This window comes from Pedococcus sp. 2YAF34 (assembly GCF_052114585.1).
Taxonomy (GTDB): domain Bacteria; phylum Actinomycetota; class Actinomycetes; order Actinomycetales; family Dermatophilaceae; genus Pedococcus.
The window spans coordinates 40,680-54,723 of record NZ_JBFRFA010000026.1 but is presented as its reverse complement, the minus strand read 5'-3'; the positions used below and the strand labels follow the sequence as shown (position 1 = coordinate 54,723).

Below are 14,044 nucleotides of genomic sequence, written 5' to 3'. Positions count from 1 at the left end.
GCCCACGAAGATCCGTGGGCAGAGCGCCTTCTCATGGGCAGAGCGCGGTGGCTCAGCTCGCAGGCTCGCAGGCTCGCTCAGATGTCGCTGTTTCTTCGTTCGACATCTGGCTCGCAAGCTCGCTCAGATGTCGCTGATTCTTCGTTCGACATCTGGCTCGCAGGCTCGCTCAGATGTCGAAGTACATCTCAAACTCGTGCGGGTGCGGGCGGAAGCGGATCGGGTCGACCTCGTTCTTGCGCTTCCACTCGATCCACGTCTGGATGAGGTCCTCGGTGAAGACGTCACCCTCGAGCAGGAACTCGTGGTCGGCCTCGAGGGCGTCGAGCACCTCAGGCAGCGACCCGGGCACCTGGTCGATCGCGTCGTGCTCCTCCGGCGGCAGCTCGTAGAGGTCCTTGTCCACCGGCTCCGGGGGCTCGATGCGGTTCTTGATGCCGTCGAGGCCGGCCATGAGCATCGCGGAGAACGCGAGGTAGGGGTTGGCCGACGGGTCCGGCACGCGGAACTCGACGCGCTTGGCCTTCGGGTTGTCGCCGGTGATCGGGATGCGGATGCAGGCCGAGCGGTTGCGGGCCGAGTAGACCAGGTTGACCGGGGCCTCGTAGCCGGGCACCAGGCGGTGGTAGGAGTTCACCGTCGGGTTCGTGAACGCGAGCAGCGCCGGTGCGTGCTTGAGCAGGCCACCGATGTACCAGCGGGCGATGTCCGACAGGCCGCCGTAGCCGCGCTCGTCGTAGAAGAGCGGCTCGCCGTCCTTCCAGAGCGACTGGTGGGAGTGCATGCCCGAGCCGTTGTCACCGAAGATCGGCTTCGGCATGAAGGTGACGGTCTTGCCGCCCTCCCAGGCCACGTTCTTGATGATGTACTTGAACTTCAGCACGTCGTCAGCGGCCTGCTTCAGCGTGTTGAAGCGGTAGTTGATCTCCTGCTGGCCGGCGGTGCCGACCTCGTGGTGGGCGCGCTCGACCGACAGGCCGACCTCCTCGAGGGCGAGGGTCATCTCGTCGCGCATGTCGGCGAAGTGGTCCACCGGCGGGACGGGGAAGTAGCCGCCCTTGTAGCGCGTCTTGTAGCCCTTGTTGCCACCCTCCTCCTCGCGGCCGGTGTTCCACGCGGCCTCGACGGAGTCGATGTAGTAGTAGCTGGCGTTCTGCTTGGTCTCGAAGCGCACGTCGTCGAAGACGTAGAACTCGGCCTCGGCGCCGAAGTACGCGGTGTCCGCGATGCCGGTCGACTTGAGGTAGGCCTCGGCCTTGGCGGCGATGTTGCGCGGGTCGCGGGAGTACTCCTCGCCCGTGAACGGGTCGACGATGGAGAAGTTGAGGATGAGCGTCTTCTCCTTGCGGAACGGGTCGAGGTAGGCGCTCGTGGGGTCCGGGACCAGCTTCATGTCGGACTCGTGGATGGCCTGGAAGCCGCGGATCGAGGACCCGTCGAACATCTGGCCCTCCTTGAAGAAGTCCGCATCCAGGCTCTTGGCAGGCACGTTGAAGTGCTGCATCACGCCCGGCAGGTCGCAGAAGCGCACGTCGACGAACTTGACGTCCTCGTCCTTGATGAACTTCAGGACCTCGTCAGCATTGCTGAACAAACCAACCTCCTGTGGTGGGGCGGGCGAAACCGCCCAAGGACTCAACTCATGTCGTCCACGACCCTAACGGGTGGGGATTTCTCGGCCATGACCCGAATGTTTCACCGGTGTTACACCGTGAGAGGCTGGCGACGTGGTCGACCGCAGGGACATCGGGTCCTGGCTTGAGGGGCCGGGTTCGCGCTCAGGCGCCTCCTCGGCATACCCCGGCGAGCGGCTCGGTATGCCGCGCGAGGGCGCGGGCTCGATGGGCCGGTTCGGGCGTCGCCTGGTCGGCGTCGTCTTGGACTGGACCGCCTGCCAGCTGATCGCGTTCGCGTTCTTCGGCGTGCCGCTGCCCTTTGCGGGCGTCGCCACCGGTCGCGACACCGCGGTGCTGCTGGCGGTCTTCGCCCTCGAGAACCTGCTCCTCGTCGGAACGCTCGGCTCGACCCTCGGTCACCGCGTCGTGGGGTTGCGGGTCCAGTCCACCGACGGGCGGCTGCCGCGACCGTTCCAGACGCTGGTGCGCACCGTGCTGCTCTGCCTGTTCCTGCCGGCGATGTTCTGGGACAAGGACGGCCGCGGCCTGCACGACAAGGCCGCCGGCACCGTCATCGTCCGGACCTGACCACGACCTCCCGGATCCGCGTCGACGCCTCGGTGAGGATGTCGACGATCTCGCGGGTCTGCTCGCTGGTCAGCCCGTGGCGTTTCCACGCGCTGCGCGCCTCCTGGCGCAGCTGCTGCACCGCCTGCTCGAGCTCGCCCATGGCCCCGCCCTCCCGGGGGTGTGACCACCCGTCGTGGCCGCCCGCGGGCGTCGCCGTACGGCGTGCCTCCTGGGCTGCCGCGCGGAGCTCGGCTCGCAGGTCGCTGGTCTGTCCGCGCACCCGCGAGCGCACCTGCTCCGCCAGCTCGCGCACCGACAGGTCGAGGTCGGACTGCAGGCTGGACAGGTCGTCGGCCCGTGCCCGCACCTCGGCCCGCCCGGCGTCGGTGATGCTGTAGACGGCCTTGCGGCCCTCGTCGGTGCGCTCGACCAGCCCTTCCTCCTCCAGCTTGGCCAGCCGTGGGTACACCGTGCCGGCGCTGGGGGAGTAGAGGCCGTTGAACCGCTGCTCGAGGTCCTGGATGACCTCGTAGCCGTGCCGCGGACCGTCGGCCAGCAGCGAGAGCAGGTAGAGCCGCAGCTGCCCGTGGGCGAACACGGGGCTCATGCGGGGCTCCCCTCGGCAGCGAGCACCACGACGTTGCCGGAGACGGCGCTCGCCTTGAGGCGCAGGCTCCCGGCACCGGCGGCGAGGCGACCGTTGGCAGGGCGGGAGAGCTTGTCGAAGGTCCGGCCGTCGATGACGACCTGCCCCGACGCGAGGCTGGCCTTGACGTCGTACCCGTCGTGCGGGGCCCGCACCGTGACGTCACCCGAGACCGAGCTGGAGGCGATCGTCGTGGTGGCGTTGACGAGGTCGAGCGTCACGTCGCCGCTGACGGTCTTGATGCTCACCTCCGGCACGTCGCTGTGCTGGGCGGTGACCGACCCGGAGACCGTGTTGACCTTGAGCGGCCCGTGCAGCGCGCCGCACTCGATGTCGCCGCTGACGGTGTTGACGTCGACCGGACCGGCGATGTCGTCCAGGGTCATCGACCCGGAGACGGTGTTGGCCTTCGCGCCGCGGCGCAGCCCGGCGAGCAGCCCCGTCGCGCTCACGGTGCTCACCGAGGCCTGGACGTCCTCCGGCACCGAGATGCTCAGCGCCACCCGGTTGTGCTCGAGCCCGTCGAAGGCCTGCCGCACCTTGTCGAGGATGCTCGACCCGTCGACGCCGTGCGTGATCCTCAGCTTGCTGCCGTCCCAGACGACCTTGAGAGGCATGCCCTGGATCTCGGCGACCTCGATGCGGGCGGTGGGGGAGTCGTCGTGGGTCACGACGTCGACCCGGCCGCCGACGACGGCGACGCTGAGGGCGCGCACCTGCTCGCCGTCGCCGCCGATGTCGAGGACCCGGGGTGAGTCGATGGACCATTCCTGGCTCATGGGAGCTCCTTCCAGTTTCACGTTGTATCGCGTTTGTGGACTCACGTTATATCGCGTTGTTGGGCATGGCAAGACCCAGACCAGCTGGCAGGGCGGGGAGGCAGGTCGGGGAGGCCGATCCGGCAGACTGGGCCGGTGACTTCGCACCGCATCGCCCTGTGCACCTGGTCCGACCCCGCCTACGTCGACCCCGAGCCGCCGCTCGTCGCCGAGCAGCTCACCGCACGCGGTCACCGGGCCGACGTCGTGGTGTGGCACGACGACGTCGACTGGAGCGCCTACGACCTCGTCGTCATCCGCTCGACGTGGGACTACTTCGAGCGGCTCGAGGAGTTCCTGGCCTGGGTCGACCGCGTCGACGTCGAGAGCCGCGTCGTCAACCCGCCCGCCGTCGTGCGCTGGAACGTCCACAAGGGCTACCTCGCCGAGCTCGGGGCGGCGGGGGTGCCCGTTCTGCCGATGCTCGTCGTGCCGCGCGGCGCCGCGGACATCGACGCCCGGATCGCCGCGACCGGCTGGGAGCAGGTGGTCGTCAAGCCGGCCGTCGACGGGGGAGCCCGCAAGGCGGCCCGGGGCGAGGCGACGTCACCCGCCCTTGTCGAGCACGCCCGGGTCGTGGTCGAGCTCGGCGACGTCGTCGTGCAGCCCTACGCGCCGGGCATCGAGGACGGCGAGGTGTCGCTGTTCGTCTTCGGCGGCGAGGTCTCGCACGCCGTCCGCAAGGTGCCGGCCGACGGGGACTACCGCGTCCAGGCGCACCACGGCGGTGCCGAGCACCCCCACACCGCGACCGAGGCAGAGCTGGCCACGGCCCGGGCCGCGCTGGCGGTCGCCCCGGACGGCGTCACCTACGCGCGGGTGGACCTGGTGGAGCACGAGGGCGTGCCGACGGTCATGGAGCTCGAGCTCATCGAGCCGGACCTCTTCCTGCGGATGGATGCCGGTGCGCTCGATCGCTACGTCGACCTCGTGGAGGCCCAGCTCCGGCCTGCCTGACCTCAGCGGCCGCGCATGGCCTTGCGGTCGACGCGGGCGCGCATGGGGTCGGTGCCGGCGGGGATCGGGGGACGCATGCCGCCGAGCGACTTCAGGCGCTTGTTGACCGCCGAGACCTCCTCCTTGGTCAGGACGGGCTTCATGCGGGTCAGCTTGCTGCTGAGCTTGCGCACGGATACCTGGTCGTCGCCGTCACCCACGGAGATCGCGGTCACGGGCACACCGGGCGCCACGCGCTCGACCTTGCGGCGTTCCTGGACGATGAGCTTCTTGCGGCGCGCGTCCGGGCCCTCGGCGACCAGGACCACGCCCGGGCGACCGACGGCGCGGTACACGAACGCGGCCCCGACCATGTCCTCGGGGCGTGTGCCGCGGGCACCGTCAATGGCCACCGGCTCCTGGGAGAAGAACCACCCGCGGCGCAGCGCACCGAGGGCAGCGCCGGCCGCGCCGGGCTGGCCCTCGAGGCTGCGGTAGGCAGCGCGCTCGGCCTTGCGGCTCAGGACCAGGGTCGCGGCGAGCAGGCCGACGGGGATGCTGAGGACCAGCGCGTACTTCCAGTGCCCGAGGAGCAGGCCGATGACGGTGCCGACCACGACGACGGCGACGAAGGCGAACAGCATCCACCAGGGGATGGTCGGGTCGGCCTTGCTGGCCGCGCTGTAGACCTGTCGGACCTGGGCGAACCGTCCCTGCTTTGCGGGGGCGTCTGACTGCTGCTTCTCCTTGCGGGCCATGGGGGTCAGGATACGGGTGTCAGGCAGGGGTTCCCAACGCGGCCGGGCGGCGGGCGGCGACCAGCGACGCAGCCTCCTGGCGGGCGGGGTCGCCCGCGGCGTCGGCGAGGTGCTGCAGGTGCTCGGGGATCTCGCGGCCCCACTTCTTCATGGCCGTCGCCCAGAGGCGGCCGGCCCGGTAGGACGAGCGCACGAGCGGCCCCGCCATGACGCCCTTGAAGCCCATGTCCTCGGCCACCTGGCTCCAGTGCACGAACTCCTCGGGCTTGACCCAGCGGTCGATCGGGTGGTGCAGCTTGGAGGGGCGCAGGTACTGGGTGATGGTGAGGATGTCGCACCCGGCGTCGTGCAGGTCGCGGATGGCCTGCTCGACCTCGTGGTCCTCCTCGCCCATGCCGAGGATGAGGTTGGACTTGGTCACCAGCTGCGCCTCGCGGGCCATCGACAGCACCTTGAGCGACTTGTCGTAGGTGAAGGCGGGGCGGATCTGCTTGAAGATGCGCGGCACGGTCTCGAGGTTGTGCGCGAACACCTCCGGCTGGGCCTCGAAGAGCTGACCGACGAGCTCGGGCTTCGCGCCGAAGTCGGGCGGCAGGATCTCCACGCCGGTGTTGGGGTTCTTCTCGTGGATCTGGCGGATCGTCTCGGCGTAGAGCCACGCCGCGCCGTCGGGCTGGTCGTCGCGGGCGACGCCGGTGACGGTCGAGTAGCGCAGGCCCATCTGGGCGACCGACTCGGCCACCCGGCGGGGCTCGTCACGGTCGAGGGCCTCGGGACGGCCGGTCGCGATGTCGCAGAAGTCGCAGCGGCGGGTGCAGACGTCACCACCGATGAGGAAGGTCGCCTCGCGGTCCTCCCAGCACTCGAAGATGTTGGGACAGCCGGCCTCCTGGCAGACCGTGTGCAGCCCCTCGGTCTTCACCATCGAGTGCAGCTTGGTGTACTCCGGCCCCATCTTGGCGGTCGTGCGGATCCACTCGGGCTTGCGCTCGATCGGCGTCTCGGCGTTGCGTGCCTCGACGCGCAGCAGTCGACGACCCTCGGGTGCGACAGTCACGAAGACTCCCTTGCCTTGCGTTCGGTGCGCCGCCACCGGCCGGTATGCCGGGGGGCACGGGCGCGCCCGGAGGTCACCGGGCGTCCTCCAAGACTACGCCTGCCCCGTTCGAGGTATTCCGCCACCGTCTCGTGGTAGCCGAATACCTCGACCCGGACGGGAGATCCGGCTCAGGCCGCGGCGAGGACGTCCGCGAGGTGCTTCTCGGCATACGGGAGCACGTCCTGGACGGTGACCGCACGCCCGGCCTCGCGGCTGATCGAGCTCACCCCGGCGTCCTCGATGCCGCAGGCGATGATGTTGTCGGCCCACGAGAGGTCGGCGTCGCAGTTGAGGGCGAAGCCGTGCATCGTCACCTGCCGGCTCACGCGGACCCCGATGGCGCCGAGCTTGCGGTCGGGGCCGCGCTCGTCGGCGAGCACCCAGACGCCGCTGCGACCCTCGACCCGGACGGTCTCGACCCCGAAGTCACGGCAGGTGCGGATCATGACCTCCTCGAGCCGGCGGACGTGGGCGACCACGTCGATCGGCACACCGTGCAGCCGCACGATGGGGTAGCCGACGAGCTGTCCGGGACCGTGCCAGGTGATGAGCCCCCCTCGGTCCACGTCGATGACGGGGGTGCCGTCGACGGGGCGCTGGTGCGGCTCGGTGCGCTTGCCGGCGGTGTAGACGGCGTGGTGCTCCAGGAGCAGGACGGTGTCCTCGCCACCTGCCACCACACCGGCATGGACCTCGCGCTGCAGGGCCCAGGCGGCCTCGTAGTCGACGAGGTCCGGGGCGAAGCCGACGTGCTCGAAACGCATGGCTCGACCTTACGCCTGCGTCCCGGCGGCGCCGGGTCGGGCCCTCAGAGGCGCCGGGGCTCCAGCCGCTCCTCGACGGCGCGGTCGCCCTCACGGGTGACGACGTAGGCGCCCTTGCCGTCGACCTCCGACACCGCCTCGACCAGTTCGGTCCCGTGGTAGACGAGGCCGACCCCGTCGTCGGTGCAGTGGGTCGTCGACAGCGTGCCGTCCGCGACGAGCTGGTGGACCAGGGGTCGACGGCGCTCCTCGGAGTCGTAGTGCACGCCGTTGCCGTAGGGGAGCAGGGCCAGGCCGTTGGTGACGGCGCGCAGCTCCGGGCCGAAGGAGTCGGTGGTGCCGCCCTCGTACCAGCAGATCGACCCGGCAGAGACGCCGGACAGCACCACACCGGCCTCCCAGGCGCGGCGGAAGATCTCGTCGAGGCCGTGCACCCGCCAGACGGCCAGCAGGTTGGCCACCGAGCCGCCGTTGACCCAGACGACGTCCTGCTGCAGCAGGTGACCCTCGATGTCCTCGACGTTCGGCATGGAGAACAGGTTGAGGTTGGTCAGGTCGAACCCGGCGACGCCGGCCGCCTCGCCCATCCAGCTGTTGAAGTAGGCCTGGTCGCCGCCGGCCGTGCCGAGGTGGGTCACGCGTGGCGCCCGTCCGTCGACCCCGGAGAGCTCGACGGCGTGGTGCACCAGGGCGTTGAACTCCAGGCGGGTTCGGGAGCCGTAGCGGTAACCACCGGAGGTGGCGAGGATGGTCGGCTGGTCGGCAGGCATGACCCGACTCTAGGGGCCTGTGGACAACCGCCCGGGTGCCGGGTCGGGCGTCGGCAGACTGGCCGGATGGGAGCGACGGAAGGCAGCGAGGGGCAGCCGGGTGTGCCGCCGCATGTCCCGGGCTACCGGCTCGGCGACCTGCTGGGCGCCGGCGGCACCGGCACGGTCTGGGCGGCGACCCGGGAGGCCGACGGGGCACAATGTGCGGTCAAGGTCGTCGCGGTGGGGACCGATGCCGACACCTCCGCGGCGGCACGCGAGCTCGCGGTGCTCGGCCGGGTGGACGTGGAGGGGCTCGTGGGCTTCCACGAGGCGGTCGCCCTGGGCGACGAGGGAGCGGCCTCGATCGCGCTCGTGCTCGACCACGTCGGCGGCGGCTCGCTCGAACGGGTCGTGCGCGCCCGCGGTCGGCTCAGCGTGGGCGAGTCGGTCACGGTGCTCGCCCCGGTTGCCCGCACGTTGGCCGGACTGCACGCGCTGGGGGTCACCCACGGCGACGTCAGCCCCGCCAACGTGCTGTTCGAGCGCTCGGGCCGGCCACTGTTGGGCGACCTCGGGGTGGCGCGGCTCGCGGGCGAAGGCTGGGCAGACGCCTACGGCACCGACGGGTTCGTGGCGCCCGAGGTCCTCGACGGGGCCCCGGTGGGCCCCGCCGCCGACGTGTATGCCGTGGGTGCCCTGGCCTGGTACTGCGTGACCGGGGCGCCACCGGGGCCTGCTGCGCTGCGGCCCCCGCTCGAGTCGCTCGTGCCGGACCTTCCCCCCGCATGGCTCGACGCGACGCGGCTGGCCCTGAGGGGCGATCCCGAGGTCCGGCCCACCGCCGCGGAGCTCGCCCTCACGTACTTCGACGCCGCCGCCTGCGAACCGCTGCGGCTCGTCGTGGGCACGGACGACACCTCGATGCTGACGCACCGGCTGCGCAACGCCCCAGCCCCCGCTCCGGCCCCGCCGTCCCGACAGGCTGAGCGTGTGGGTCTGCCGCGCGCGGCTCTGGCACGTCTACTTCACAGGGTTCGGGTCGCCCGGCCCGGGGCGCGGACGACGCGCGCGGTGGCCACCACCACGGCACTGCTCCTCCTGCTCGGCACCGGGGGCCTCATGGCGGCCGGGACGGTGGCGGCACCGCGGTGGCTGTCGCCCGACGGCCGGCGCGCGGAGCCCACGACGTCGCAGGCCCCGGCGGGTGCGAGCGAAGCCCCCGGCCCGACCCCCGACCCGACGCGCGACCCGAGCCCTGCCCCTCCGTCCGACCCGCAGCTGGACCCGTCGGCGCCCCGGGACCGGGCGCAGCGGCTGATGCAGGCGCTGTCGGACCTGCGGGCGCGTGCCATGGAGTCGAGGGCGGCGGCCGACCTCGACCACCTGGACGCGCCCGGGTCACCGGCCCTCGCCGCCGACACCGCGACGCTGGCCGGCCTGCGGCAGGTGGGGCAGTCCTACGAAGGGGTGCACCTGGTCGTGCGCCGGGCCGACGCGACGACGGTCGCCCGGGGGTCCGCCACCGTCGAGGCGGTCGTGGACACCGCGGCGTACCGCGTCGTGACGGCCGGCTCGAGCAGCACCCGGGCGGCGGTGGCAGGCCAGCGGTTGAGGTTCGAGCTGGTCTGGACCGGAGATCGCTGGCTCGTGGCCCGGGTCGGCGCCGTTCCCGGGACAGGGTGACGTGGCGACCGGGGGAGGGAGCGGCTAGTCCTGGGCGTCCTGCGAGAGCGCCCAGCGCAGTGCCGAGTCGATGGTGGGGTCGGCGTGGACGAACCCCGAGGCGGGGAGGCGCTCGGCGACGACCCGCTTGCTCGTGAGGATCTCGTCGGAGAAACCGCCCAGCACCAGCTTGATCCCGAATGCAGGCGCCGGGAAGACCGCCGGCCGGTGGAGCTGCTTGCCGAGGGCCCGGGCGATGTCGAGCTGCCGGGCGGGCAGGGGAGCGACGAGGTTGACGGGCCCTTCGACCTCGGGGTGGTCGACCAGGTGCACCAGCGCAGCGACGGTGTCGCGCAACGAGATCCACGGCCACCACTGCTGCCCGCTGCCCAGCGGGCCGAGGATCCCCAACCGGGCCAGCGGCAGCATCCGGGCCAGCGCTCCGCCCTTCGGGGACAGCACGATGCCGGTGCGCGGATGGGCCACGGCGAGCCCCGCCTCGCGGGCCGGGTCGGCGGCGGCCTCCCACGCACGGACGACCTCGCTGAGGAACCCGTTGCCGAAGGAGGACTGCTCGGTGAGCACCTCGTCGCCGCGGTCGCCGTACACACCGACCGCGGAGCCGCTCACCAGCCGCACCGGCTCCCCGAGGTCGGCGAGAGCCTTGGCGATCGTCTGCGTGCCGTCGACCCGTGAGCCGAGGATCTGCTGCTGGTAGGACGGCGTCCACCGGTGGTCGCCGACCCCGGCGCCCGCCAGGTGCACGACCGCCGTGACCCCGGTGAGGTCAGCCGGGGCGAGCAGGTGCGCGGCCGGGTCCCAACGCACCTCGTCGGGAGCCTGGACCGGGCGTCGCACGAGGCGCACCACCTCGTCCCCCCGCCCACGCAGGTATGACGACAGCGCGCTGCCGATCAGTCCGGTGGAACCGGTGATGGCAACGCGCTGCGGCATGTCACTCCTGCGGTCGAGCGGGGTGGGCCGGACGCGCCGGCCCACCCCTCAGCGGGTCAGAGCCCGAGGTCGGACTCGAAGTGGCCGTCCTCGAGGCGCGTCTTCATCGTGGTGAGGAAGCGCGCCGCGTCGGCACCGTCGACGACCCGGTGGTCGTAGGACAGGGCCAGGTAGACCATCGAGCGGATGGCGATCGTCTCGCCGCCCTCGCCGTCGGAGACCACGACCGGGCGCTTGACGACCGCGCCGGTGCCGAGGATGGCGACGTTGGGCTGGTTGATGATCGGGGTGTCGAAGAGCGCGCCGCGGCTGCCGGTGTTGGTCAGCGTGAACGTGCCGCCGCCGAGCTCGTCGGGCCCGATCTTGTTGGTACGGGTGCGCTCGGCGAGGTCGGCGATCTTGCGGGCCAGCCCGGCGATGTTGAGGTCACCGGCGTCCTTGATCACCGGGACGAGCAGGCCCCGCTCGGTGTCGACCGCGACGCCGAGGTTCTCGGTGCCGTGGTAGGTCACCTCGGTGCCCTCGACGCTGGAGTTGACCGACGGGTGGGCCTTGAGCGCCTCGACGGCGGCGAGCGCGAAGAACGGCAGGAAGCTGAGCTTGGTGCCCTCGCGCTGCTCGAACTCCGACTTCGCCTTGGCCCGCAGGCGCGCGATCTTCGTGACGTCGACCTCGACCACGGTGGTCAGCTGCGCGGACACCTGCAGCGACTCGACCATGCGCTTGGCGATGGTCTGGCGCAGGCGCGACATCTTCTCTGTGGTCCCGCGCTTGGGGGAGACCGCCGCGGAGCCGGCCGAGGGGGCCGAAGACGCAGCCTGAGCCGCGGAGGCAGCCGGTGCAGCAGCGGAGGCCGGTGCCGGGGCCTTGGCGGCCTCCTCGGCGGCCTTCGCCGCGTCGAGGACGTCCTGCTTGCGGATGCGGCCGCCGACGCCGGTGCCCTTGAGCGAGCCCAGGTCGACCTTGTTCTCGGCCGCGAGCTTGCGCACCAGCGGGGTGACGTAGGACGAGGCGTCCTGGCTGTCTCCCGAGGGCTGCGCGGCCGGTGCCTGGGACTGCTGGGGTGCGGCCTGCTGAGCCGGAGCCGACTGGGCGGCGGGGGCCTGCTGCTGGGGCGCCTCCTGCTTCGGCTGCTCCTGCGGCGCCTCCTGCGGCGCCTCCTGCTTCGGGGCTTCCTCCTTCGGGGCCTCGGGCTCGGGAGCCTGCTCCTGCTTCGACTCCTCCTGCGGGGCCGCGGCGGGGGCGCTGTCGCCGGAGCCACCGGCTGAGCCACCGATGACGGCCAGGTCGCCGCCGACCGGGACGGTGTCGTCCTCCTGGACGAGGATCTTGGTCAGGGTGCCGGCGAACGGCGAGGGGATCTCGGTGTCGACCTTGTCGGTGGAGACCTCGAGCAACGGCTCGTCGACCTCGACGGTGTCGCCCTCGGCCTTGAGCCAGCGGGTCACGGTGCCCTCGGTGACGGACTCGCCGAGCGCCGGCATCGTCACCGTCTCGCCGGAGCCGCCACCGGAACCGCCGTCGCCCGAACCACCCTGGGCGGCCGGAGCGGAGTCCTGCTGGCCTTGCCCCTGCTGGCCCTGCTCGGGCTCGGACGTCGACTCCTGGGGCGCCTGCTCGGTCGAGGGAGCCTCGGCCGGCGGCTCCTCGGAACCGGCGGACGCCTGCTCCTGCGAGGCCTCGGCACCAGCGTCCTGCTGGCCACCCTGCTGGTCGGACTGCTCGCCACCGCCGGAGCTGCCGTCGCCAACGACGGCGAGGTCGGCGCCGACCGGCACCGTGTCGTCCTCCTGCGCGAGGATCTCCTGCAGCACGCCCGCGACGGGCGAGGGGATCTCCGTGTCGACCTTGTCGGTGGACACCTCGAGCAGTGGCTCGTCGACCTCGACGGTGTCGCCGACGTTCTTCAGCCAGCGCGTCACGGTGCCTTCGGTGACCGACTCACCCAGGGCCGGCATGGTCACGCGTTCAGACATGTGCCTCTATCTCCTTGTTTCGTGTTCGCTGGCGGATCAGCAGTACGTCTAGTTGTGGGCGTGCAGGGGCTTGCCGGCGAGCGCGAGGTGGGCCTCGCCGAGCGCCTCGTTCTGCGTCGGGTGCGCGTGGACGAGCGCGGCGACGTCCTCCGGGAACGCCTCCCAGTTGTAGATCAGCTGGGCCTCCCCGATCTGCTCGCCCATGCGGGCGCCGACCATGTGGACACCGACGACCGGGCCGTCCTTCTCGCGGACGAGCTTGACGAAGCCGGCGGTCTGCAGGATCTGGGACTTGCCGTTGCCGCCGAGGTTGTACTCGTAGGTCTCGACCTCGCCGTACTTCTCCCGGGCCTGGGCCTCGGTGAGCCCGACGGAGGCGATCTCGGGGTCGCAGTAGGTGACCCGCGGGATACCGAGCTCGTCGATCGGCGTGGGGGACAGGCCGGCGATCTCCTCGGCGACGAAGATGCCCTGGGCGAACCCTCGGTGGGCGAGCTGCAGGCCCGGCACGATGTCGCCGACGGCGTAGACACCCTCGACACCGGTGCGCAGGCGCTCGTCGGTGGTGACGAAGCCGCGGTCGAGGCGCACGCCCGCCTCGGCGTACCCGAGCCCGTCGGTGACCGGGCCGCGGCCGACGGCGACGAGCAGCAGGTCGGCCTCGATCGAGGAGCCGTCCTCGAGCGAGACCGTCACGGTGTCACCGGACTGCGTCGCGCCCGCGAACTTCACCCCGGTCCTGAACGCGATCTTGCGCTTGCGGAACGAGCGCTCGAGCGTCTTGGAGACGGCCTCGTCCTCGGCGGCCACCAGCCGGGGCAGCGCCTCGACGATGGTGACCTCGGAGCCGAAGGAGCGGAACACCGACGCGAACTCGACGCCGATGACGCCACCGCCGAGGACCACGACACGCGGCGGGACGAAGTCGAGCGACAGCGCCTGCTCGCTGGTCATGACCCGGCCGCCGATCTCGAGGCCGGGCAGCGACTTGGCGTAGGAGCCGGTGGCGAGGACGACGTTGCGACCGGTGACCCGGCGACCGCCGACCTCGACGGTGGAACGGTCGACCAGGCGTCCCTCGCCCTCGACCAGCTCGATCTTGTGGGCCTTGGCCAGGCCCTGCAGGCCCTTGTAGAGGCGTCCGACGACGCCGTCCTTGTAGGCGTTGACGCCGGACATGTCGATCGACTCGAACGTCGACTTCACGCCGAACTGCGCACCCTCGCGGGCGGTGTCCGCGACCTCGGCGGCGTGCAGCAGCGCCTTGGTGGGGATGCAGCCGACGTGCAGGCACGTGCCCCCGAGCTTGCCCTTCTCGACGAGGGCGACGGTGAGCCCGAGCTCGGCGGCGCGGAAGGCGCAGGCGTAGCCGCCACTACCCCCACCCAGGATGACGACGTCGAAGGTGGTCTCGGCGTCAGCCGGCATGCTCGCTCCCTTGCGTGGTGGGCACTGGACGGTCGTTGACGACCGGCAGCGAGGTCAGGTCGTGA

General features: G+C 71.5%; 13 protein-coding genes. 3 read left to right on the top strand and 10 right to left on the bottom strand.

Translation table 11 applies throughout. From position 1 onward, the window contains the following. Window positions 1–169 precede the first annotated feature (169 nt). Window positions 170–1,594, bottom strand: coding sequence for a type I glutamate--ammonia ligase (glnA, locus tag AB4Z02_RS13785; protein WP_441971587.1), 1,425 nt, complete (start codon window positions 1,592–1,594; stop codon window positions 170–172). Between the two features lie 133 nt (window positions 1,595–1,727). Between glnA and AB4Z02_RS13780 the strand changes: the two genes are divergently transcribed. Further along, window positions 1,728–2,204 (top strand): RDD family protein, encoded by a 477-nt coding sequence (locus tag AB4Z02_RS13780; protein ID WP_441971586.1) that lies wholly within the window; start codon window positions 1,728–1,730, stop codon window positions 2,202–2,204. On the opposite strand, the gene AB4Z02_RS13775 is transcribed toward AB4Z02_RS13780, so the two are convergent. Further along, on the bottom strand, window positions 2,188–2,793 hold the full coding sequence (locus AB4Z02_RS13775) for a PadR family transcriptional regulator (RefSeq protein WP_056883903.1): 606 nt from the start codon (window positions 2,791–2,793) through the stop codon (window positions 2,188–2,190). The two genes, AB4Z02_RS13780 and AB4Z02_RS13775, sit on opposite strands and share 17 nt — an antisense overlap. Further along, complete coding sequence (locus tag AB4Z02_RS13770; RefSeq protein ID WP_441971584.1) at window positions 2,790–3,611, bottom strand: DUF4097 family beta strand repeat-containing protein; 822 nt, start codon at window positions 3,609–3,611, stop codon at window positions 2,790–2,792. Before AB4Z02_RS13770 ends, AB4Z02_RS13775 begins: the two co-directional genes overlap by 4 nt. Before the next feature lie 135 nt (window positions 3,612–3,746). Between AB4Z02_RS13770 and AB4Z02_RS13765 the strand changes: the two genes are divergently transcribed. Further along, complete coding sequence (locus AB4Z02_RS13765) at window positions 3,747–4,607, top strand: ATP-grasp domain-containing protein (protein WP_441971583.1); 861 nt, start codon at window positions 3,747–3,749, stop codon at window positions 4,605–4,607. 2 nt (window positions 4,608–4,609) lie between these two features. Here AB4Z02_RS13765 and AB4Z02_RS13760 read toward each other — a convergent pair whose 3' ends face one another. The 4 genes from AB4Z02_RS13760 to AB4Z02_RS13745 form a co-directional block, all read right to left on the bottom strand. Next, on the bottom strand, window positions 4,610–5,344 hold the full coding sequence (locus tag AB4Z02_RS13760; RefSeq protein WP_441971581.1) for a DUF4191 domain-containing protein: 735 nt from the start codon (window positions 5,342–5,344) through the stop codon (window positions 4,610–4,612). A 19-nt stretch (window positions 5,345–5,363) separates the two neighbouring features. Further along, the gene (lipA, locus tag AB4Z02_RS13755) at window positions 5,364–6,401 is read right to left on the bottom strand and encodes a lipoyl synthase (protein WP_056883907.1); all 1,038 of its coding nucleotides are present in this window, start codon (window positions 6,399–6,401) and stop codon (window positions 5,364–5,366) included. A 170-nt stretch (window positions 6,402–6,571) separates the two neighbouring features. Continuing rightward, window positions 6,572–7,207, bottom strand: a complete 636-nt coding sequence (gene lipB, locus AB4Z02_RS13750; protein ID WP_056883908.1) for a lipoyl(octanoyl) transferase LipB — start codon at window positions 7,205–7,207, stop codon at window positions 6,572–6,574. A 44-nt stretch (window positions 7,208–7,251) separates the two neighbouring features. Then, window positions 7,252–7,977 (bottom strand): Type 1 glutamine amidotransferase-like domain-containing protein, encoded by a 726-nt coding sequence (locus AB4Z02_RS13745; protein WP_441971580.1) that lies wholly within the window; start codon window positions 7,975–7,977, stop codon window positions 7,252–7,254. Between the two features lie 66 nt (window positions 7,978–8,043). Here AB4Z02_RS13745 and AB4Z02_RS13740 point away from each other — a divergent pair, with 66 nt between their 5' ends. After that, entirely contained in the window at window positions 8,044–9,642 is a 1,599-nt protein-coding gene (locus AB4Z02_RS13740; protein ID WP_441971578.1) for a serine/threonine-protein kinase, read from the top strand. Window positions 9,643–9,666: 24 nt separating this feature from the next. On the opposite strand, the gene AB4Z02_RS13735 is transcribed toward AB4Z02_RS13740, so the two are convergent. From AB4Z02_RS13735 to lpdA, 3 genes are read right to left on the bottom strand one after another with little or no spacing between them, the layout of a single operon-like run. Beyond that, complete coding sequence (locus AB4Z02_RS13735) at window positions 9,667–10,575, bottom strand: TIGR01777 family oxidoreductase (RefSeq protein WP_056883911.1); 909 nt, start codon at window positions 10,573–10,575, stop codon at window positions 9,667–9,669. A 56-nt stretch (window positions 10,576–10,631) separates the two neighbouring features. After that, on the bottom strand, window positions 10,632–12,551 hold the full coding sequence (gene sucB, locus AB4Z02_RS13730) for a 2-oxoglutarate dehydrogenase, E2 component, dihydrolipoamide succinyltransferase (RefSeq protein WP_441971577.1): 1,920 nt from the start codon (window positions 12,549–12,551) through the stop codon (window positions 10,632–10,634). A 48-nt stretch (window positions 12,552–12,599) separates the two neighbouring features. After that, window positions 12,600–13,979 carry a dihydrolipoyl dehydrogenase gene (lpdA, locus tag AB4Z02_RS13725; protein ID WP_056883913.1) on the bottom strand — a complete coding sequence of 460 codons (1,380 nt, stop codon included), beginning with the start codon at window positions 13,977–13,979 and terminating at the stop codon, window positions 12,600–12,602. Between the last annotated feature and the right edge of the window lie 65 nt (window positions 13,980–14,044).